The 20,565-nt window shown below is 69.4% G+C and carries 12 protein-coding genes; 3 read left to right on the top strand and 9 right to left on the bottom strand.

Annotated features, from left to right (window positions below):
- Positions 1–2 precede the first annotated feature (2 nt).
- The 3 genes from ACN27F_RS25660 to ACN27F_RS25650 are packed head-to-tail and all read left to right on the top strand — an operon-like array spanning position 3 to position 3,245.
- Positions 3–1,304, top strand: a complete 1,302-nt coding sequence (locus tag ACN27F_RS25660) for an MFS transporter (RefSeq protein WP_421437708.1) — start codon at positions 3–5, stop codon at positions 1,302–1,304.
- The gene (locus tag ACN27F_RS25655) at positions 1,301–2,323 is read left to right on the top strand and encodes a TolB family protein (RefSeq protein WP_421437706.1); all 1,023 of its coding nucleotides are present in this window, start codon (positions 1,301–1,303) and stop codon (positions 2,321–2,323) included. Before ACN27F_RS25660 ends, ACN27F_RS25655 begins: the two co-directional genes overlap by 4 nt.
- A 55-nt stretch (positions 2,324–2,378) precedes the next feature.
- Entirely contained in the window at positions 2,379–3,245 is an 867-nt protein-coding gene (locus ACN27F_RS25650; RefSeq protein WP_421437704.1) for a DUF6492 family protein, read from the top strand.
- 63 nt (positions 3,246–3,308) lie between these two features.
- On the opposite strand, the gene ACN27F_RS25645 is transcribed toward ACN27F_RS25650, so the two are convergent.
- The 9 genes from ACN27F_RS25645 to ACN27F_RS25605 all read right to left on the bottom strand — a co-directional run bounded on the left by ACN27F_RS25645 (position 3,309) and on the right by ACN27F_RS25605 (position 20,192).
- A complete protein-coding gene (locus ACN27F_RS25645; protein WP_421437703.1) occupies positions 3,309–4,727 on the bottom strand; it encodes a hypothetical protein in 1,419 nt (472 codons plus the stop codon).
- A gap of 236 nt (positions 4,728–4,963) precedes the next feature.
- Positions 4,964–6,112 (bottom strand): glycosyltransferase, encoded by a 1,149-nt coding sequence (locus ACN27F_RS25640; RefSeq protein WP_421437701.1) that lies wholly within the window; start codon positions 6,110–6,112, stop codon positions 4,964–4,966.
- Entirely contained in the window at positions 6,109–7,230 is a 1,122-nt protein-coding gene (locus tag ACN27F_RS25635) for a glycosyltransferase family 2 protein (protein WP_421437699.1), read from the bottom strand. The genes ACN27F_RS25640 and ACN27F_RS25635 overlap by 4 nt, the downstream gene beginning before the upstream one ends.
- Before the next feature lie 91 nt (positions 7,231–7,321).
- The gene (locus ACN27F_RS25630) at positions 7,322–8,845 is read right to left on the bottom strand and encodes an oligosaccharide flippase family protein (protein ID WP_421437698.1); all 1,524 of its coding nucleotides are present in this window, start codon (positions 8,843–8,845) and stop codon (positions 7,322–7,324) included.
- Positions 8,832–11,198 (bottom strand): glycosyltransferase family protein, encoded by a 2,367-nt coding sequence (locus ACN27F_RS25625; protein ID WP_421437696.1) that lies wholly within the window; start codon positions 11,196–11,198, stop codon positions 8,832–8,834. Before ACN27F_RS25625 ends, ACN27F_RS25630 begins: the two co-directional genes overlap by 14 nt.
- A 54-nt stretch (positions 11,199–11,252) precedes the next feature.
- Positions 11,253–15,143, bottom strand: coding sequence for a DUF4082 domain-containing protein (locus tag ACN27F_RS25620; RefSeq protein ID WP_421437694.1), 3,891 nt, complete (start codon positions 15,141–15,143; stop codon positions 11,253–11,255).
- Positions 15,144–15,423: 280 nt separating this feature from the next.
- Complete coding sequence (locus ACN27F_RS25615; RefSeq protein WP_421437692.1) at positions 15,424–16,803, bottom strand: O-antigen ligase family protein; 1,380 nt, start codon at positions 16,801–16,803, stop codon at positions 15,424–15,426.
- Positions 16,800–17,966, bottom strand: a complete 1,167-nt coding sequence (locus ACN27F_RS25610; RefSeq protein ID WP_421437690.1) for a hypothetical protein — start codon at positions 17,964–17,966, stop codon at positions 16,800–16,802. Before ACN27F_RS25610 ends, ACN27F_RS25615 begins: the two co-directional genes overlap by 4 nt.
- A 342-nt stretch (positions 17,967–18,308) precedes the next feature.
- The gene (locus tag ACN27F_RS25605; protein WP_421437688.1) at positions 18,309–20,192 is read right to left on the bottom strand and encodes a DUF4082 domain-containing protein; all 1,884 of its coding nucleotides are present in this window, start codon (positions 20,190–20,192) and stop codon (positions 18,309–18,311) included.
- Positions 20,193–20,565 lie beyond the last annotated feature (373 nt).

The following is a 20,565-nucleotide window of genomic DNA, read 5'->3' as shown; positions in this document are numbered from 1 at the left end:
TCATGTACGTCACGGTGCGGGACCGGCCGGCCGGGGACTCCCCCGGCCAGCCGTCGGGTGGGCCGGCCGGCCGGCCCGGTGGCAGGACCGGCCGGCTGCTCGGCTGGCGGGTGTCCAGCACGGTGTTGCTGCTCGGTACGGTCAGCCTGCTCACCGACGTCTCCTCGGAGATGGTCGCCTCGGTGCTGCCGCTGTACCTGACCGCCGTGGTCGGGCTCAGTCCGGTCGCGTACGGCTTCGTCGACGGCATCTACCAGGGTGTCAGCGCGCTGGTCCGGATCGCCGGCGGCTACGCCGGGGACCGGGGCGGGCGGCCCAAGTGGGTGGCGGTGGCCGGGTACGGCGCGTCGGCGGTGAGCCGGATCGCCATGCTCCCGGCGCAGGGCTTCGCCGCGATCACGGCGGTGATCACCACCGACCGACTCGGCAAGGGGCTGCGCACCGCACCGAGGGACGCGCTGATCGCCGCATCCTCGGATCCGGCGATGCTGGGTCGGTCGTTCGGGGTGCACCGGGCGCTGGACACCGTCGGCGCCGCGCTCGGCCCGCTGGTCGCGTTCGCCCTGCTCGCCGCGGTTCCGGCCAGCTACGACTCGGTGTTTCTGGTGTCGTTCGCATTCGGCCTGGTCGGGCTGGCGGTGCTGGTGCTGTTCGTGCCGAACATCCCGACCGCGGTCGGCGCGGCGCGGCTCGGCGTACGGCGGATGGTGGCCGAGGTGACCGGCGCCCGCCTGCGCCGGCCGCTGCTGGCCGCCGGACTGCTCGGCCTGCTGACCGTCGGCGACGGGTTCCTGTACCTGACGCTGCAGGACCGGGACGACTTCGCCGCGCTGTACTTCCCGCTGCTGTTCGTCGGTACCAATGTGGCGTACCTGCTGCTGGCGGTGCCGTTCGGCCGGCTGGCCGACCGGGTGGGCCGGGCGAAGGTCATGGTCGCCGGGCACGGCGCGCTGCTCGCCTGCTACCTGCTGGCCGCCGCCCCGGCCGGCGGTCTCTGGCTGACCACCTCGGTGCTGCTGCTGCTCGGCGTCTTCTACGCGGCCACCGACGGAGTGCTGCCCGCGCTGGTCGCCAGGCTGGTGCCGGCGGCGGCCCGGGGCAGCGGGATCGCCGCGGCGCAGACGATGGTAGTGCTGACCCGGTTCGCCTCCTCGCTCGCCTTCGGCCTGCTGTGGAGCGTCCTCGGGTCCGGCTCGGCGGTGCTGGTCTTCGCGGTCGCGCTGGCCGGCGGGATCCCGCTGGCCGGATGGCTGCTGAGCGGCGTGGACGCCGCCCCCGACGCGGGATCAGGGTCGGGGTCGTGACCGGCCTGCGGGCCCGGCTGATCGTGCTGGTGGCTGTGGTGCTGATGTCGGTCCTCGGCGCGGGCGGCTACGTGTGGCACGTCCGCCAGTCGCAGGCACAGGTGCGGGCGCAGGCGTCACCGGTGGCCACCCGGGCCGACCTGGCCTCGGTACGGGCGCAGCCGCACCTGGTGTTCCGCTCCACCGCGCTGGGCACCGGGTACGGCGAGGTGGCGATGACGCCGCTGGCGGATCCGGACGGGCCCCGGGCGTTGACCGGGGCGCCCTGCGAGCGGGTGTACGCGACCCGGTCGGAGACGATCTGTCTGTCGGCCGAACGCGGGTTGCTCACCGTCTACCGGGCCCAGCTGCTCGACGACGAGTTCGCGCCGAAGCAAAACCTGCCGCTGACCGGCATCCCGTCGCGCGCCAGGCTCTCGCGCACCGGCACGCTCGCGGCGACCACCTCGTTCGTCGCCGGTGACTCGTACACCAACCCGGGCGAGTTCTCCACCCGTACGGTGATCAGCCGGACCAGCGGCGAGGTGATCGGCGACATCGAGGAGTTTCCGCTCTATGTCGACGGTGCGCCGGTCACCGCCGTCGACAAGAACCTGTGGGGCGTGACGTTCGCCGACGACGACCGGTTCTACGCCACCGCGGCCTCCGGCGCACGGACCTGGCTGGTGTCCGGGAGCATCAGCGCCCGGCGGGTGACGGCGCTGCGCGAAGACGCCGAATGCCCCTCGCTGTCACCGGACGGCACCCGGGTGGTGTTCAAGAAGCGCGGTGACCTGCCGCCGGGACAGTGGCGGCTGGCGGTCTACGACCTGACCACCGGCACCGAGACCCTGCTCGCCGAGAACCGCAGCGTCGACGACCAGGTCGAGTGGCTCGACGACGACGAGGTGATCTACGGCCTGCCGCGGACCGGCGGCGGGACGGCGGCGACCAGCGACGTCTGGCGGGTGCCGGCCGACGGCACCGGTACGCCGCAGGTGCTGGTGCACGATGCCTGGTCACCGGCCGTCATCCGGTGACGGCACATCCCCCGGCTTGCATATCGAGCGCCCTGATGAACGAGGAAGGAACCGCATGAAGCGGCTGGACATCATCACGCCGAGTTTCGCCCCGGACTTCGAGCTCTGCGCGGACCTGCAGCGGTCGGTGCTGGCGCACACGCCGGAGACGGTCCGGCAGCAGATCATCGTGCCCCGCCGGGACCTGGCGCTGTTCCGGCAGTTGGCCGGGCCACGGGTGCAGGTGCATCCGGTAGCGGAGTTTCTCCCCCGCTCGCTGGTCGCGGTGCCGGGGGTCAACGGCTGGGTCAACCTGCGGCGGCCGTTCCCGCCGCTGCGGGGCTGGATCACCCAGCAGATCGTCAAGCTGGCCGCAGCCGCCCGCTCCGATGCGGACGTGGTGTTGCTGGTGGATTCCGACATCGAGTTCATTCGACCGTTCGACGCCAGCCTGTTCTGCGCCGCAGACGTCGTCCGGTTCTACCGCAAGCCGGACGAGATCGACCAACGGCTGCCCCGGCACGTGCACTGGCACGAGGTGTCCCGGCAGTTGCTCGGGCTGCCGACGCAGGCGACGCTGCCGCTGCCCGATTACATCTGCTGGCCGGCGCCGTGGGATCCGCGACTGGTGCGAAGTCTGCTGGCCCGGGTGCAGGAGGTCACCGGACAGCCGTGGCCGACCGCCATCGGCGCACAACTGCACTTCTCCGAGGAGATTCTCTACGGGGTGTACCTCGACGAGGTGCTGGGCTCACCGGCGACCGGCAACGCCACCGACGACATGCTCTGCCACGACTACTCCGCCGAGGTTCCGCTGGACGACGTCGGCATCCGGGACTTTCTCGGCAAGGTAGGCCCGGCGGACATCGCGGTGATGATCTCGGCGAAGTCGCGTACGCCGATGGCGGTGCGCCGCGCCGCGATGGCCGAACTCGCCGGTTGACCTCCGGTCACCGGCTGGCTGCCGGTGCGACGGGCCGCGCGATCGGCGGGCGGGGCGGCTCGGTCAGTACGCGCCGCAGCTCGACCCGCCGTCGACCCGGTAGATGTGCACCGCGTTGCCGTCGACGAACGAGTCGGTGAAGGTGCCTTCCTCGGCGACGATCGCGCGGTCCTCGTCGAGCACCTCGATCCGGGCGTCACCGACGCACGGCAGCTGGAAGGTGGCTTCGGCGACGCTGGCACCCGCCGACCCGGCCAGCAGGTAGAAGTGGCCGTCATGCCACTTGGTGGCCAGGTCGACACCGTCGGACACCTCGGCGACCCCGTCGGCGTACGGTGCGTTCAGTACCGGCGCGAGCCGGGTGATCCGCGCGTTGACCGCGGTGACCGCCGCCCGCATCGCGGCGTAGCAGGGCTCCCGAAGCGCGTGCTGGGTCTGGCATGGTCCGCTGAAGCTGTGGTTGAAGTAGACGATGCCCCGGGCACCGTGGATCAGACTGCTCCAGACAGCGGCGGTCATGTCCTGCGGGGTGATCGACGGGTAGCTCTCCTCGCCGAGCGGCTGTCCGACCTCGACGAAGCTCCACACCGGTTTGCTGCCCGTCGGCTCGACCAGGCGCCGGACCCGATCGATCGTCGCGCCGTAGTTGGCTGCGCGATGGCACAACTCGGCCGGAATCCGCTGGACTCCGTCGATCGTCACCAGCCGGTCCGGGTCGAAGTAGCGGGCTCCCTCGCTGTGCCCGCAGATCGCGCCGTCGGTGAACCAGTAGGCGTCGATCGACACGATGTCGGCGTAGTCGTTGACGAACCGGGCGGCCTGGGCGTCGTCCTGCCAGAAGGCGACGCCCTTGCCGTAGTTGGCCATCCGCAGCCGGTCGTCGGTGGGCAGCCCGTCGACGGAGCGCTGCTGCACGGTATAGCCACAGCGGCCGTCCGCGGGCTGGCAGATGTCGCCCTGCCCGGGGTAGTTGCCGGTCCACGGGTCGTCCCCCGGCCCGGCCCACATGTCCGCCTCGTCGGAGATGAACCAGCCGACGGTCTCCTCGCCGTGGGCTGCGTCGGTGGAGCTGGTGATCGCGTACATCCCGGCGGCCCGGACCAGATCGAGGTTGCTGCCCCCGGCCAGCTCGACGTAGGTGTTGATGCCGGCGGCGGCATCGGTCTCGGTGTCGACCGGGTCGACGACGCTCTCCAGCCACACCCCGATCGGGAAGAACTCCGGGTCCGCCGGCAGCGACGGGCTGAACCGTGAGTAGAAGTCCGCTCCCCCGTCGACCGGCCGCAGGCGGGCACCGAGCCCGCCCGGGCTGGCCGTCGTACCCGGGCCGATCCCACTGGCCGCGGGGCGCCCGAGTCCGGCGTCGGCGAGTAACCGCACCACGGCGACCCCGGCGAGCAGGGCGACGACGGTGACCACCGTCAGAACAGCGATGGCTCGGGCCGACGGACGACGGCCCGCCGTGCCGGTGGTCGCTGCCATCCACACCCTCCTGGACACCTCGACGTGATCAACTCAACACGTTCCGCAGCATCCAGCGTAACAGCTCATATCAGGACAAATTGTCCGTTTTAGACAGTCACCTTCCGTGATGACCAGTCCGTTGTCCGGTAGCCGACACACCGGCCCGGTTCGGCCGGTCCCCGGGGGCTCAGCCGGCCAGGGGGCTCAGCCGGCCAGGGGGCTCAGCCGGCCAGGGGGCTCAGCCGGCCAGGGGCTCAGCGCAGCCCGATCGCCTTCGCGACCGACGCCGCCCGTGCCGGCCAACTGTGCCGTTCGGCGAACGCCCGCCGGCGCACCGCCGCCGCCGGATCCACCGGGTGGACCGCCATCTCCCGAACCGCCTTGCCGAACTCGGACGAATCGGCGGTTACGAAGATCAGATCCGTGTCCAGCCATCGCGTCGCCGGCAGGTCGGTGCTCACCACCGGCCGCCCCGCGCCGAGGTACTCCAGCGTCTTGAGCGGAAACGCGGCCCGGTTGAAGGCGGTGTCGGTGTAGGGGGTCAATCCCACGTCGATGTGCCGCAGATAGCTGGGCATCCGCTCGTACGGCCGGGGACCGACCCACTGCACCTGCGGACGCGCGCAGAGCCGGTGGAATCGTTCCGGCTCCCAACGCGGGTCGTACGGGCCCACCAGCAGCAACGAGCAGCCCTCGTCGACGACCAGGTCGAGCAGGTCGATGTCGATCCGGGCGGACAGATGCCCGACGACCCCGGCGATCGGCGGCGTCAAGGTGACGTCCGCCGCCGGAGTCACCGTGTCGAGATCCCGGTACGCCGCGGTCTGCACCCCGTTGGGCACCAGCAACACCGAGGCGCCCATCGCGGTCCACCGCCGGACCAACGTGGTCGACACCGCCAGCACCAGGTCGGCACTGGCCAACGCGGCCCGTTCCTCGGCCTCGACCTGCGCCACCCGCCGGCCCATCAACTGCGCGCCGGCCACGAAGTCGTCGGTGCCGTACAGGACGTTGCGCACCTGCGGACCCCAACCGCCGAGCATCCGGCCGAGCCGGCAGTCGAAGACCGCGTACGGGCGGGCCCGTAGCCGGCGCAGCGCGGCAGCGATCTGCCCACGCACCAGGTGCGGGGTGAGGTGGCGGATGCCGGCGCGGGTGTGCAGCGGCGCCACCACGGGGGTGATCCGGGTGATGTCGGGATGCACCTGGACCAACTCCGGCACGACGCGGGCCCGGCGCAGCGCGGCCGGGTTCGCCAACGAGACCGGCGGGTCGACCCACAGCACCCGGGCGTACCGGGTCAGCGCGGTGGTGAGCAGCCGGTCGGAACCGGCCGGTCCGTCCCACGGCGTACCCGCGCAGACCACCAGCAGCGGGCGCTCGTCTGCGTCACCGGTGCTCATACGCCGGCCCGCACCCAGCGGCGGTACCGGACCTCGCGCTGCACCCGACGCCACACCACGCTCGCCGCGAACGGCGGCACCACCGGTGCCAGCCGGGCACCTACCCGGCTGCGCCGCTGCAGCGCTCGCCATTGCGGAAGCTGTTGGTAATCGGCGAAGGTTTCCCGGGCGAAGGCGATGAAGCTGTCCACATCGACCTCAGCGGTGCGCCCCCGGTCGTAGGCGTGCGACGCGATCTGCAGCGCTTCACCGGCCAGTGCCCGCCGGGCCGTCCGGTGCATCGCCGTCGCGTCCGAAAACCGACCACCGGGCCCGTCGAAGACGGTCTCGAAGACCGTCCGACGTTCCCGCAGGTCGAGCAGCTGACCAGCGCCGGTGGTCACACTCATGCTCGCTGCGTGGTCACGGTGCCAGGCCTGATCCGCGCCGTCGATCCGGCCGACGTCGCTCACCGCGGCGACCCGCAGCCAGTACTCCATGTCCTGGGCGAACTTCAACCGCAGGCTCAGCGGCCCGATCTGTTCGACGACGCTGGCCCGGACCACCGCCTCCGGGGTGGTGATGCAGTTGACGCCGCGCCGGCAGCGTTCGGCGATCCAGTCCCCGCCCGACCAGATAGTCCAGCTGCGGACCTGGGTACGCGCCGGCGGCGGTGGTGAGGTGGTGAAGTGGCTCGGGTGACCGTAGACCAGCCCGACCGAGGGCTGGTGCTCGAACAGCGCCACCGCGCGGGCCAGCGCGCCGGGGGTGAGCAGGTCGTCGGCGTCCAACCGGTGGATGTACGCCCCGCTGGCCTCGGCGAGGCCGTCGTTGAACGCCACGACGTGACCGGTGTTCTTCTGGTGCCGGACGACCCGGACCCGTGGGTCGGCGCCAGCGAACTTCTCCGCCACGGCGGCGCTGTCATCGGTCGAGGCGTCGTCGACGATGATCACCTCGACTTGCACGCCTTCCTGGGACAGCGCGCTCGGCACGCTCTCGGGCAGGAAGTGGCCGTAGTTGTAGCAGGGAATGATTACCGATACGGTCGGTGGCTCGCCGGTGACTCCCGGCACCGGTGCCACGACGACGGACTTGCTGGTCAGCCGCCCGTTCGATGCACTCCGGTCGCTGTTCACGCTGGTCGCCTTTCCACAGTACAAAGTCCACCGGTCACCGACGGACGTCTCTCGGACAGATAGGGCGCACGGCAGTTCACGACGCGGTGGTTCATGACGCCGTGGCGACGAGTGCCGGCTCGGCCCGCTCCGGCTCCGCCGCCGGTTCAGCGGCCGTCTGGCGCAGCTCCCGGAGCCGACGTGGTAGCCACCGGGCCAGCGGTGCCAGGAACAGTACGGTGGTGATCGTGCCACCGGCGAGCAGGGCCAGGAACAGGTTGTCGATCCGGTCCGCCGCCGAGATCCCGAGGGCGGCGGCCGGGAGCACCACCAGCACCGGCACCAACAGGTAGCCGAGAACCGGGCCGAGCCGCACCCCGTACGGCCGGACCAGCACCAGGTGCAACGGCAGGATCACGACCAGCATGACCACCAGGTGGGCCCAACCGGCGCCCGCGATGCCCCAGCGATCGACGCCGACCAGCATCGCCGGCACCAGCAGAGCCAGCCACACCAACTGGGCCCAGAGCACCCTACGCGGTGCGCCCACGGCGATCAGGAACGAACTGAGCAGGTCGGTCACCACGCGTACGGCGCCGAACAGGCCCAGTCCGGCCAGTGCCGCCGCCGCCGGCAGCCAGCGGGCACCGTACACCAGTGGAATGAGCACGCTCGCCAGTCCGGACAGCAGCACCCCGGCCAGCAGTGCCCCGGCCCAGCTGAGCGCGACCGCGGCGTGCAACGCCCGGGCGCGCTGCGCCGCGACGGTGAGCCGGGCGAAAGCCGGCAGGGCGACGGCGCGCACGGCCGCGCCGAGCGCGCCCATCGGCCAACTGGAGATGTTGAACGCCATCACGTAGTAACCCAGCAGCACGGAGCCGAGCGCACTACCGACGATCATGTAGTCGACCGTCATCACCGCCCAGGAGACCACGTTCGCCGAGGCCAGCGGCATCCCGAAGCGGATCAGCTCGATCGCGGTCAGCCGGTCGAACCCGAACCGGGGCCAGACCCTGGCCAGCCAGAACTGCAACGCGCACGCGCCGGCCTGCGACACCACCCGGGCGATGGCCAGCGCCATCGCACCGAAGCCCAGCAGGATCAGGCCGACCGTGACCACCGCGTTGAGCACCAGGCTGAGTCCGTCGACCGACATCTGGGCGGACTGGCGGAACTCGCGATGCAGCACCGCGTACGGCACGACCGAGAAGCCGCTGAGGATCAGTGTCAGCGACATCACCTGTACGACAGAGGTCGCTTGCGGGCTGCCCATCGCGGTCGCGATCGGACCGGCGAGCAGGAACATGCCGACGGCGAGCAGCACGCTGCTGGTGGTCGCGACCGTGGTCGCGGTGCCGGCGCGTTCGGCGATGTTGCCCTTGCGGATCAGGTCCGCGGACAGACCCAGCTCCGCGAAGGCGACCACGATGGTCTGCACGGTGAGCGCGACCGCGTAGACGCCGAACTCGCTCGGCGCGAGCAGTCGGGCGAGCAGGATGCTCACCCCGAAGCTGCCCAACCGGATGGCGATGTTGTTGAACGCGCTCCAGGCGATCGCCCGGCGGACCCGGCCACCCAGCCCGGCGGTGTCGGACTGACCGGCAGGGGACGGCGGCGGCTGGTCAGGACTCGACACTGGGCTCCTCCTGGGCATCACGGGGTGCAGCCGACGGGCCGAACCGGCGGAAGATGGCGTACCCCGAGTCATGACCGGGATCGTGCTCGAGCAACAGGTATCGCGGATCGGCCAGTAGTCGACGGCACAGCGCGAAACCGGCTGCCCCGTTGAGGTAGCTGACGATCACGAAGTCAGCGCCGAACACCTGTTCGGGCAGCGGGGCCTCGATTCCCGCGCCGGGATCGGCGATCCACACCAGATCCACGGTAGCCAGTCCGTACCGGGCGGTGATCTCCGGCAGCGCAGCGGTGACGCGCTCGTCGCCCCGCTGGGCACAGGCGGTACCGCTCGGCGTGGCGGTGACGATCAGCGGGCGGTTCGGGTTGGCCCGCAGCCCACCGACCAACGCCTCCCGCGCCACGTCGACCTCTTCGGCACCGGCCGGCGGGTCGAACAGCAGGGCCGAGCTGACGTCCTCCTTCTCGGCCAGCGCGGCGATCCGCAGGGTGAACGGATCCGAGGGCTGGCTACGGGCCCGCCGCCGGCTCAGCTCGTAGTCGAGTCGGCGCTGCACCTTGCGTCCCAGCAGGCGTCCCTTGGCCAGCATCTCGGCCGGCCGGCTGGCCCGCCCGCCGCCGGGCACCGGTTCGGCCTGGCCGCCCGGCTCGACCGCGCCCACCACCGGTTCGAACCTGTCGACCGTGACGGCGTGGTCCCGCAGCCTGGCCGCCAGCCGCTGCTGACCGGCGGCGTCGAGCATCGTGCACAGCTCGGTGAGCCATGGCGCCAGCCCGGTCTCCGGCACGGTGTGCACCGAGCGACGCACCGGCCGATCGTCGACCCCGACCGGGCTGCCGGCGAGCAGACCGGCGGCCACCCGGATCCGGTCGAGTTCCGGATGCCGCAGGCCCGGGTACTGGCGCGCCCGACCGGTGGCATCAGCCAACCGACCGGCGCAGAGCAAGGCCCGGACCAGGTACGCCCACTCGACCGGGTCCGGCTCGGCGGCACGGTGGGTGAGCAGAGTGCCCTCGATCGTCTGGTTGAGCCAGTCGATGGCGGCTACGGCCTGCCCGCGGCGCAACTCGCAGATGGCGAGCCGGAGTACCGGCTCCGCCATGAAGTGGTAGTTGAGGCATTGCCGGAAGAGGTTTTCCGCCTCGTCGTAGCGGCCCTGGCGCAGCGCCTCGTCCCCTCGCGCGAGCAACGTCCGGTCCAGCCCGCCGCTGATCACCGGGGAACCGGCGACTGCGGCATCCACGATCTCCAGCGGGGCGAACGGCCGTGGTTGCCGGATCCGCTGCCCAGGTCGTAGCTCACGGTGCAGCGTGTACCACTGGAAGATCTCGTCACGCTGGGCCGCGGTGTGCCGGGTGTGCACGAGCCGGTGGCCGGCGTCGGTGATCCGGGCCAGGTCGTCGGGATGCTCGAACAGGTGATCCAGCTTGTCGAGCACGTCGTGCTCGTCGGCGACGACGCAGTTCTCCATGTCGACGAAGCCGGCGGCCTCGACCGACGCCGCGCGTTCGGTCAGCAGGCAGGACCGGGCCGCCGGGATCTCGAAGTGCTTGCGGACCACCTCTTTGGCGATGGTGCCGCAGGTCGGCACCACCTGGGAGGCGTTGAGCATCCGGGCGTACCGCTCGCCGAAGATCATCCGGGCGGACTTGCGGTTGCTGAACCAGCCGCCGTGCGGCGTGGTCAGCGACGGGTACGCCGCAGTGACCGTACGGTGGATCCGGTTGCGCCAGGGGTAGTGGATCGCCTGGCTGCCGGCGAAGAAGACCGGCACCACCTTCGCGCCGCCGTAGTCGCGGTACAGCTGCGGATCGACGAAGTTCGGCCAGACGAACATGTCGTCGGCGAGTTCGGGGGTGTATTCCGCCATCGCGACCGAGATGCTCACGAAGCTCTCCACGCCCCACTGCGCCATGTCCGAGATCGAGGCCGCCCGGGACAGGCAGTACGCGTCGGAGTGGACGAACCCGAGCTTGGGCACCTGCGGGTGGGCGGCGGTGTTGACGATCCGCCGCTTGCCGGCGTACGCCCCGGATTCGAACAACGCCAGGTCGGGCTGGTAGCGCTCGCAGATCTCGCCGTAGTCGCACTCCTCGGTCACGACCACCACGTCGAAGAACTGAGCCAGGCAGTCGACCTGCTCGCGCAGGTGCAACTGGATGAATCCCGGCAGGTCCGGCTGGAGCATCCGGAAGAAGACCAGCCGTGGCTTGTCCCGAGGCGGGGAAGCCTGTTCCACCGTTGTGTGCCCCTTCGTGTCGGAGTCGATCACTTCGTGGCGAGTGTCGATCACTTCGTGGAGAGTGTCGGCCGTCGGCGCGGTCGCGGCCGGCAGCAGCCTGGGCACCCGCATGGATCGAGCCGAAGGCGACCGCCTCCGGCTCGATCCGTCGAGCACCCGTACCGGCTACTCCTCGTCCGGCTCGAACACCACGTCGACCCAGTAGTTGTGCACCGACGTGTCGCTGGGGAACCCGCCACCGTAGCGGTAGACCGCGCCGGAAGCCGGCACGTGCAGCGGCGGCTGGTCCAGCCCCACCCCGGAGAAGGTGTTCAAGGTGACCGCGTAGAAGCCTACGGGGGTGAAGTACGAGGCGACATAAGTCGATCCGGCGCTAATCGCAACCGGTTGGCTGAACGTTACTGTCTGCCATCCGTTTGCGGTTTCGTCGGCGAACTGGGCGGTCGCCAGCAGGGTACCGGTCTCGGTCCAGAGCGAGCCGACGTGCGTACCACCGTTCTGCCAGCCCTTGTAGAACCGCACCCCGGTGACCACCCCGTCGGTGTCGGCGGTGAACCGCACTCCGACCTCGATCGCGTTGTGGTCCGGCCAGTTGACCGTGTCCGGGGTGGCGGTCGGACCGAAGATGGTCGCACCGCCCGGATCCGGGCTGGGTTCCGGTGACGGGCTGACGCTCGGCTCCGGCGAGGGCGAGGGCGTCGGGCTCGGGTCCGACCAGCCGCTCGGGGAGGCTTCCGGAGTCGGCGAGGGGTCGTCGGGGCTCGGGGTCGACGAGGGTCCGGTCCTCGGAGGATCCGACGGCGAGCCGGTCGGATCCGGGTCCGGATCCGGGTCGCTACCAGCGTCCGGCGCGAAGATCGGATCGACCCAGTAGTTGGTCGACTGCCAACTGTCACTCGGGAAGCTGCTGCCACCGTACCGGTACACGCCGTTCGTACCGCCGGGTGCGCTCAGCGCCCCGTTGACGTACTCGCTGTCGAAATAGGTGGACGTCGACGAGTAGTAGCCGTTCGGCGCGTGGTACGACACCACGTAGGTCTCTCCCGGCGTCAACGGCACCGGACTGTCGAACATGCCGATCTGCCACCCGATGCCGTTCGGATTGTCGAACGTCAACCGGGCCAGCAGTTGTCCACTGCCGGACCACAGCGAGCCGCTGTGTGAACCGGTGTTGGCCGGGCCACGGTAGAACCGCATGCCGACGACACTGCCCTCGGCTCCGGCAACGAACCGAACACCGAGTTCGACGGCGTTGCCGTCGGCGACGGAGAGGTTGTCGGGCGTCGACTCCGACGGGAACAGGGTGACCAGTGTCTGATCGAGGTCGGTCACGAACGACCACGCCATCGGGGAGCTCATCGCGACGCCTTCATCGTCTTCGGCGGTCAGCGACACGCTGTACGCGGTGGTGGAGGAGAGCGGTTCGGCAGGGGTGAAGGTCGCGGTCTGGGTCGACGCCTCGTAGCTGGTCGTCCCGGCGATCGTCGTGTCCGCGTCGTCGGTGACGGCGAACTCGATCGACCCGGGATCGATCTCCTTGGAGAAAGCTGCCGACAGCGTCGTCGACACCGGCACACCGGTCGCGTCGGGCAGCGGGGTGACCGAGGTCACGACCGGTGGCGTAGCGGCACTCACCGCGAACGTCACGTCGACGTAGTAGTTGGTGTCCTTGTACGACTCGGTCGGAAACCCGGAACCCGGGGTGTAGAGCCCGCTGCGCTGCCCGGCGACCGAGCGCGGCGTGGTCAGCGGACCGGATTGCCAGTCGCCGGCGCTGAACGCGTACAGATCAGCCGGGTAGTGCCCGTTCGGGGCGAAGTAGGAGGCGACGTACTCGACGCCGGCGGCGACGGGCACCGGCGACGAGAAGACCAACTGCTGCCAGCCGGTGGCCGACTCGCCGGTGAAGGTCCCTTCGGCCAGCAGCGTCCCGGTGGAGGTCCAGAGCCGGCCATGGTGCTCTCCGGTGTTGCCGGCTCCCTTGTAGAACCGGATACCGGTCACCAGCCCGTCCGTCGCTGTCGAGAACCGGACGCCGAGCTCGTACGCGTCGCCGTTGCCGGCGACCGGCTCCTCCGGTACCCGGTCGCCGAACAGGGTGTGTTCCCCGGTCAGGTCGAGGGTCAGCGGCGCCGACGGCTCACCCAGGTTGGCGCTGTCGTCCACCGCCCGCACCAGTACCTGCTGGTCGTTCAGGGCGCTGGCGTAGAACTGGTACGACCAGGTGTCCGTGCCGTCGGCCGGATGCCAGCGGGTACCTCCGTCGACGGACACCTCGATCCCGGCGACCCGACCGCCGCCGACGTCGCTGGCGGTCCCGCTGACCGTGACCACCGACCCTCGGGCGACCGTGGTGCCAGCCGCCGGCGCGGTGATGACCGCGGTCGGCGCCTGGGTGTCGGTCGATGGCGCGGCCGGGGTGAGCCAGGACATCAGGGTGTCGGGCTGGACGCCCATGTCGGCGAAGAGATTCACCGTGGCCTGTTGCATGGCCTCGTCCACCGGTGGTCGGTTGCCGTCGTGCTGGGTGTCGAGGCCCCACGCCCACTGGATGGTGCCGGCGGAGAAGACCAGTGCCCCGCTACCGGCCCGGTACAGGGTGACGTGGTGCGTGGTCTCCCCGGCCGCCACTTCAGCCGGGTTGCCGAACCCGAACAGGTACTCCGGGGTGTACCCGACACTGGTGGACATCCGGATCAGGCCGGCCGGCCGGAACCCGTTGTCCAGATCCTCGTTCGACTCGTAACCCACCGTGTGTTCTGCCAGCGTCGCCACCTGACCGGGAGCCTGCGCGGCGACGTCGGTGCCCCGCCAGAACCGGTTCTTGCCCTGCTCGGCCGGCACCTCGATCGGCATGTCGTTGTGGTTGGCCTTGTACGCCGTGCCGGTCAACGCGTTCTCCGGCAGACCGCCGTCACTGGGCGGACTGAACTGCGGATCGCGCCAGGTCCCGGTCCATTCCGCAGCCGGGTCGATCTTGGCACCGGCCCAGGTCTCCTTGTAACAGACCAGGGTCCGGTACGGCGTCCCGTCGCCGTCCTGGCTCTCCTCCCAGCGGACCTTCCAGTACATCTCGTTGCCGCTGAAAAAGGCGAGGTTCACGCCAGCGTCGCGGGCGGCCTCGACATGTGCCCGCTGTGCACCGGACCAGTACTCGTCGTGACCGACCGACAGGAAGACCTTGTGGTTCTGGATCAGTTCCCCACGCCGGTCGGAATCAACGCCCGTGGTGTAGCTGATGTCGTAACCGTTCTGCTCCAAGAACCGAATCATCGGATACTCGTTGCTGAACAGGTAGTCACGCCCCGAGTTGTCGGCACGGGTCGCGAACGGCCGGTTGTAACTGAGCTTGTACCCCCGCCCGTTCGCCCCACCGACGTAGAAGTCGGAACCGCCGTAGTTGTTGTACGCCTGCCAGGTGGTATCCGAGGTCTGGAAGAAAAGGTCCGAGGTGCTTGAATCATCCCGGACGATGAATGGAATGTGACTCTCGCCGCCGGTGTCGCTCCGGATCAACCGGGCGATGAAGACCCCGGACACCCCGTCGGCGGGCACGATCCAACTGGCCGAGGGCGCCCAGTTGCCACAGTCGAAGATCTCGGTGGTCGGGTCGGTGATGCAGGCTGGCTGCTGCTGCGGCAGGCTGGCCGACGGAGAGATGGTGGCCCACTCCCGGGCACCGTCACCGTCGTACCACCCCAGCCGGTAAATCTTGATCGCGTAGTCTGCGGCGTCGGTATCGATCTTGAAAGTCACCTGATCGCCCAGGTTGACGCTGATGTCCGTCGCGTACCCCTGGATCGACGGGTCACCCGCGCCGCTGATGTCCCACACCGACGCCGGCGTCCCCGGCTTGCTGTTCTCGCAGACGACCGGGTTGACCGGCTCGACACACGGACCGAACGCAGCCGATGCCGGCGGGATGCCGACAAGCATGCCGAGCACCACCGCAGCGGCGACGGCAACACTCAGGGACCGTTTCGGTCCCCCGACGAGACGTAGTTCACGCAGCAGTGTCCACCACATGAACGCCCGTTTACGCCAATCGGCACGCACGGCCGACCTCCCCTGGCATGTCAGCTATGTATGTGTCTCTATATCGGGTTACTCAAGCAAGCCTTCCGGCTCGCCGACGACCTGCCTGTGCGACCGGTCAACTGCCCATACGCTGCCATGCCGGCCGGCGCCACCGCAATTGTGCGTCCACCCCGATGCCTGGGCCGGCACGGGTGGTACCACTCCGCCATTCGGACATCGGACACCGCCATCGGGCAGGCCGACACGACCCGGAACGTACGCACGACGACAGATTCAGGGACTTTCGGTACTCAATGCGTCACCCAACGCGACCAAGCCACGGAGTCGACGTCCGGACCTGGCGCTTCGGATGGGTGAATCGCCACACGGTGCCGCAAAGTCCGAGCATCAGCGAAAGCACGATCAGGTAGCTGCTGAAGCTGAACGAGTCGAAGGTCGCTCCGACGAAAATTGCGACCAACTGGGACGCGATCAAGGCTGCGCACAAGTGCCGGTCGGCATACGTGACCGAGCGACGCATGGCGATGATGGCCAGCACGATGCCGGTGATGTGCAGCGCGGCGAGCATGCTCACACCGACCAGCCCGTTGGTCAGCGCGGTCGCCAACCACTGGTTGTCCAGGTACTGGTACTGCGGCCACACCCAGGTGCCGGTCCCCCGGCCGAACCAGGGACGCTGGGCGAAGTAGTAGTTCCACATCTCGTACCGCTTGGTCCGAGCGGTGATGCTCGGATCCTCCGCCGCTCCGGCGAACATGCCGTTGATCGTGCTCCAGACCGCCGGCTTGGCCACGATCATCCCGGCGACCATGCAGGTGCCGAGCGCGAGCATGTTGTAACGCATCCGCCAACCCCAGATCGGCAGCATCACCAGCACAACGATGCCGAGGCCGATGAAGCCGGTCCGGGACATGGTGGCGGGCACACCGGCCGCGATACACAGCGCCGCGATCGCGAACATCTGTCGCCGTAGCCGGGTCGCCGAAAACACCGCGAAGTGGATGCCGAACGGCAGCGCGATCGCCATGATCGTGCTGAACTCGATGTAGTGCGAGGTGGTACTGGCCACCCGGATACCCGAACCGCGGATCTCCAGCTCCGGAACCCAGCCCTTGGCCTGCAGGCCAGGGATCGTAATGAACTGGGTGACGTCCATGTAGAGGATGAACTGCATGAGCCCGATGACCGCCATCGCGCTACAGCACCAGACGAACACCTGCAGGACGGATCTCATCCGGGCCCAGTTCGGCAAGCCGTCGGCGGTCATCAGGATGACGCCCACGAAGACCGCCGCGGTGAGCAACGCCCGGTCCGCGCTGTTCGCCTCGATGCTGGTGAGCCCGCGCAGCAGACCGATCGGGTACGAGATCAGGACCGACATCAGGTAGCCGAAGACCGCCCAACGCATCGGCTGCGGCCCGAGCAGGACGAGTCGCGGATTGAGCCGGGCGACCATCCACCAGACGAACAGCAACATGCCGATGATCAGGGCAGGACGCCCCAGATCAGTCATGTTGGGCACGATCAGCCGTGCCGGGACCAAGGTCAGCAAGATGACCATCAGGCTGATCACCATCGCGGCGTCGATCCGGGTGAATCGACGCCGCGAGATGTAGGTGCGCTCAGCTACCAGCGATGGTTCGAAGTCGGCCGGGTGCACCGCCGCCGGGGCGGTCAATGTGACTTGCTCCCGTTGCTCCGGGCTGCCCAGAAGTCACCGCTGGTCCGGGGCAGGACCATCGTCGCGTCGTCGGACTGGATCGCGATCACCGCGGTGTCGTCGCTTGCCGGCGTCCGTTGTTGCGGCTCGGCCTCCTGGTCGGTGTTGCTCATGCTGGACCGGTACTCGCCGCCGGACTTGCGCGGTGGCGGTACCTGCCCGCCGCCGACGGTCGACGTCTCGGCGGTCGGGGTACCGCCCGCCATGGTCGGGGGACCGCCAGCGACCGGCGCGGCGGGAGAGACCGGCGCGGCGCCGGCCACCGGAAGGTCGATGGCACCCACCCGTCCGCCGGGATCGGCACCGGCCGGGACCGCGGGACCGGGCTTGGCGCCGGCGACCGGCTGGACCGACACCGGCTGCCAGATCCGGGTCGGGCGACCCGACGTACGCTCGGCCTCGGCACCGGGCGACGCCGCGACGCCTGCCGACTGCGGTCCCATGCCGGTCGCTGCGGGTCCGGACGGCGGTCCGGCGGCACTGCCCTGGCCAGCGGCCACGGCCCGGCGGCGGGCCCGACGACGCAGCCAGGCATCGATAGCGACGGTGACACCGGCGCTGAGCAGCGCACCCGTGGCAGCGATCGCCACCAGCGCCCGCTTGATCTTCGAGGTCGATTCCTTCAGGTTGTCGCCGAGATCCAACCGGCGAGTGGTGATCGACTGGTCACCGGAGACGCCGTACTCGCTCTGCAGGGCGGCGACACTCTCGCTGAACCGCCTGACCAGTTCCTCGCTGGTCTCGGTCGCCTGCTGCTCGGTATCACCGATCACCTCGAAGGTGATGACCGGCAGCTGGGTGTCGAACCCGATCGTGAAGTTCGTGCTGTAGCCGTCCTCGTCCAACTGGTCCAGTACGGTCTGGTCCTGCACGGTGATGATCGCGGCCCGGCTGAGCGAACCGAGGCCCAGGTCGAACCACGGATTCCGAGGAGCCGGATCGGCGTCGGGATCCTCGGCGGCGGAGCCGGTCGGCGGGATCAGCTGCACGTAACTGGTCGCGACGTAGTCGGGTTCGATCGTGGCGGCCGCCAGGCCGGTGCTGGCGACAGCGAGGAGCAGCAGCGGTGTGGCGATGTACCACCGCCGAAACAACAGCTTGGTGAGGTCCCAAAAATCCACTGCTGTCCTCTCGTGGGAACCAGGGGGCGACTCAAGATAACCAGGCTGTGTCGAACAAGGCGAACCAGGCATGCGGCCCCGCGTGCCGGCGCAGCGCGTCCAGTGTCCCGGCGGGCGGCGGGCATCCGCAAGGCCGGGTTGTCACGGCTCGTACCCGATCTTCTGAGACTGCCCAGCACGCCGACCGTAGCCGACCTAGCCGCGTCACGAACGCGACGGCCAGTCGGAGTCGGTCACCAGTCGGCCATACAAAGGTGTCGAAACGGCGGGGCCGGGCGGTGCTGATACGCACCGCCCGGCCCTCTGACACCGACCATCACTCCAGACAGCTACCGCACACCATCAGGGTGTGATCTTGTAGATGTGATACGTGAACTCCTGGGCGAAGTTGTCCGAAATCGTGCCATCCGAGATGTTCACCGTACGGTCTTCGAAAAGCACCTCGGCCGTGTCCGCGTCGATCCCGGCGGGCAGCTTCAACTGCTGCGGGCCGGGAGCCCCGTTGCGGCCCAGCATGGCGAAGACGTAGTACGAGCCGTCGTACGCCTTCAGCATGGTGTCCATCCGTGGGCTGAACTCCCACTCGTACGACTGGGTGTTGAGCACCGGGGCGAGCGTGGTGATCTGCTTGTTCAGCGCGGCGACCGCCGGGCGTACCGCCCGCCCGCAGGTGTCCCGCAGCACGTGCTGCGAGATGCAGGAGCCGCCGAAGTTGTGGTTGAAGTAGATGATCCCGCGAGCCTCGTGGATCACCGAGTTCATCACCGCACCGGCGATCTGGTTGCCGTTGATGGTGGGTGCGTCGTTCTCGGTGAACGGGTGACCCACCTCGACGAAGGCGTAGATCGGCTGGTGTTTGCCGTCCGCCGCGTCGAGTTCACGCATCCGATCCATGGTCAGCCCGTAGTTGGCTGCCCGACGGCAGTTGCTGGCGTTGACCCCCATGCTCGGCCCCTCCGAGGAGGAGTAGCAGACGTTGGGGTCGGTGTACCAGTAGATGTCGTTGGAGAGGATGTCGGTGTAGTCGTTGACGAACCGGGCGGCGTCGGTGTCCGACTGCCAGAACATGACGCCCTTGCCGTAGTTGGTGTACCGCATCCGGGTACGGTCGGGCAGCCGATCGGTCAGCTTGTTCATCACGTCGAAGCCGCAGTCGTGCTTGCCCGCGGTGACACAGGGATGCCCCTGGCCGGGATACTTCCCGTTCCAGGTGCCGTTGCCGGCGCCACCCCACATGTCGACCTCGTCCTGCAGGACCCAGCCGATGCTCTCGTTGCCCTGGCCGCTGTGCGAGCCCATGGTCATCGCGGTCATGCCGTTGCGCCGGATCAACCCGAGGTCTGACGGGTCGGTCAGCACCACGTAGGTGTTGAGACCGACGTCCTTGTCCTTGTCGATCTCGCTCTGGGTGTAGACGCCCTCGAACCAGACCCCGATCGGGAAGAAGCTGGCATCGGTCCACCCAGAGGTCTTCGCCTGCGGGAACGCCGAGTAGTAGGACGGTCCGCCGGCCCAGGCGACCCGCGGCAGGTCCAGCGCCGGGGCGGTCGCGGTGGGCTGCGGCGCCACCGGCGGCGGCGAGGTGGTCGGGCTCGCCGACGGGCTGGCCGACGGCGTCGGGCTGGGCACCGCCGTTGGCGACGCCGACGCCGTCGGGCTGGGCTGCGGCGCCGGGCCGCCCTCCTCGGCCGCCGGCTGGAACGCCAGGTCGACCCAGTAGTTGCTGCCTTCCCAGGTCTGCTCCGGGAAACCACCGGATCCGTAGGCGTAGACACCGGCGGCGCCGACCGTCGTCAGCGGGCCGGTGTCGAACTTGCGCGAGAAGTACTGCTGCGTAGCCCGGTAGCGGGCGGTGTGGTAGGAGACGACGTACATCTGGCCGGCGGTGACGTCGACCGGTTCCGGCAGCGTCACGTGCTGCCAGCCGGAGCGGGACTCCCGGACCGGAGTCGCGGTGGACAGCCGCTTGCCTTCGGCGTTCCACACGCTCACCCGGTGCGCGCTGCGATCGCCCTTGGCCTTCAAGAACCGAACCGCGGTGATCGTCCCGTCGCTACTCGACCGGAAGCGCAGGCCGAGCTCGACCGGCTTGGTGTCCGGGTCGATTTCGGCCTTGGAGACGTCCGCCTCGGCGAAGAACGTGTAGCCGTCCACCTGCTGGTACGCGGACGAGGCGGTGACCACGGTCGCGGTCGCGAGGAAACTGAGCACTACCGCGCCGATCATCATGATCCGGCCACGACGTCCGGTCGGACGTCGACGACCAGCCGAAAGCCGGCGACGACCGGGAGAGGCGTGCCGCCCGGCGCCCGCAGCGCCTGACTGGTAACCGGGCCGGGCCGGACTGTGCGGGTCGGTCACGGGATCGTTCGCGCCACGCGTCGGCCGCGGCGACGGCCGGTCGCCCGCCCGTCGCGCACGCGGCGAAACAGGTAAACCGCGCGAAGCGCCCATGGACGACTCCGGGAACAGGTCGTCCCGCCCCCCGCCCGTGTCGAAAGAATCCTTGCTCACCACGAGATGTACACCTCTCGGGACATGGTCCGCTGTCGGTACTGCGCTAGATGGATCTCCCCCAGGCACTGCGGCCCCGGTGAGC

This window comes from Solwaraspora sp. WMMB335 (assembly GCF_049179075.1).
Lineage (GTDB): Bacteria > Actinomycetota > Actinomycetes > Mycobacteriales > Micromonosporaceae > Micromonospora_E.
The sequence above is the reverse complement of the archived record's forward strand: the minus strand, read 5'-3'. Positions and strand labels throughout refer to the sequence as shown.

Coding starts and splice junctions, on each gene's coding strand:
- ACN27F_RS25605 (WP_421437688.1), bottom strand. CDS start 20,192: ATGATCGGCGCGGTAGTGCTCAGTTTCCTCGCGACCGCGACCGTGGTC.
- ACN27F_RS25660 (WP_421437708.1), top strand. CDS start 3: ATGTACGTCACGGTGCGGGACCGGCCGGCCGGGGACTCCCCCGGCCAG.
- ACN27F_RS25650 (WP_421437704.1), top strand. CDS start 2,379: ATGAAGCGGCTGGACATCATCACGCCGAGTTTCGCCCCGGACTTCGAG.
- ACN27F_RS25645 (WP_421437703.1), bottom strand. CDS start 4,727: ATGGCAGCGACCACCGGCACGGCGGGCCGTCGTCCGTCGGCCCGAGCC.
- ACN27F_RS25625 (WP_421437696.1), bottom strand. CDS start 11,198: ATGCGGGTGCCCAGGCTGCTGCCGGCCGCGACCGCGCCGACGGCCGAC.
- ACN27F_RS25640 (WP_421437701.1), bottom strand. CDS start 6,112: ATGAGCACCGGTGACGCAGACGAGCGCCCGCTGCTGGTGGTCTGCGCG.